Annotated in this window: 1 protein-coding gene; it reads left to right on the top strand. The window is 61.6% G+C overall.

Annotated features, from left to right (window positions below; genetic code table 11):
- Positions 1–121: 121 nt before the first annotated feature.
- Positions 122–1,216 (top strand): iron-sulfur cluster carrier protein ApbC, encoded by a 1,095-nt coding sequence (gene apbC / locus ACCD00_RS30615; RefSeq protein ID WP_413428922.1) that lies wholly within the window; start codon positions 122–124, stop codon positions 1,214–1,216.
- Positions 1,217–1,317: the final 101 nt, after the last annotated feature.

The raw sequence follows: 1,317 nt of genomic DNA, 5'->3' as shown, positions 1-1,317 counted from the left end.
GGCGTACTCAAGTCCGCCATCGCCGGCAAGCCGGCTCCTACAGATCTTTTACTCATCCCGCCAAACGCTGAGAAAAGGTACGATACCCGTCATCTTTCCAGTCCTGTTTTCGGAGTTGCCCATGAGCGCCGTCAATCGCGCAGCGGTGGAAGCCGTCCTTCGCCAATACACCGACCCTTACCTGAACCAGGACCCGGTCAGCGCCGGGTGCGTGCGCAACATCGAGATCCAGGGCGACCGCGTCAGCGTTCAGCTCGAATTGGGTTACGCCGCCGGCCTGTTCAAGAGTGGCTGGGCGCAGATGCTGGAAATGGCCATTCAGGGGTTGGATGGCGTGGCAAGCGCCCGTGTCGAGATCACCAGTGTGATTGCCGCACACAAGGCCCAGGCACAGGTTCCGGGGCTGGCCAATGTCAAGAACGTGGTGGCCGTGGCGTCCGGCAAGGGTGGCGTGGGCAAATCCACCACGGCGGCCAACCTGGCCCTGGCCCTGGCCCGTGAAGGCGCCAAGGTCGGGATTCTCGATGCGGACATCTACGGCCCGAGCCAGGGCATCATGTTCGGCATACCGGAGCGCACCCGTCCCGAGGTCAAGGATCAGAAATGGTTCGTCCCGCTCAAGTCCCATGGCGTGGAAGTGATGTCCATGGCCTTCCTCACCGATGACAACACGCCGATGGTCTGGCGTGGTCCGATGGTCTCCGGCGCCTTGCTGCAATTGGTGACGCAGACTGCGTGGGGCGATCTGGACTACCTGGTCATCGACATGCCGCCAGGCACCGGTGACATCCAGCTGACCCTGGCGCAGAAAGTGCCAGTGGCCGGTGCGGTCATCGTTACCACCCCGCAGGACCTGGCATTGCTGGACGCGCGCAAGGGCGTGGAAATGTTCCGCAAGGTCAACATTCCGGTGCTGGGTGTGGTGGAAAACATGGCGGTGCATATCTGCTCCAATTGCGGACATGCCGAGCATCTGTTCGGTGAGGGTGGTGGCGTCAAGCTGGCCAACCAGTATGGCGTCGAGTTGCTGGCCTCGTTGCCGCTGTCGATGGTCATCCGTGAACAGGCCGATGGCGGCAAGCCAACGGTGATCGCCGAGCCTGACAGCCAGATCGCCATGGTCTATCAGGAGCTGGCCCGCCATGTCGGCGCGCGGATCGTGTTGCAGGAAGCGTTGACGCCGGCGATGCCGAACATCAGCGTCAGCGACGATTGATATTCGCCAGATAAACACTGACCAAATGTGGGAGCGGGCTTGCTCGCGAAAGCGGTGTGTCATTCAACCGATAAGTTGACTGATCTATCGCCTTCGCGAGC

Origin of the sequence: Pseudomonas sp. Pseusp3, from assembly GCF_047304225.1 — a bacterium.
Lineage (GTDB): Bacteria > Pseudomonadota > Gammaproteobacteria > Pseudomonadales > Pseudomonadaceae > Aquipseudomonas > Aquipseudomonas fluorescens_CD.
The sequence above is the reverse complement of the archived record's forward strand: the minus strand, read 5'-3'. Positions and strand labels throughout refer to the sequence as shown.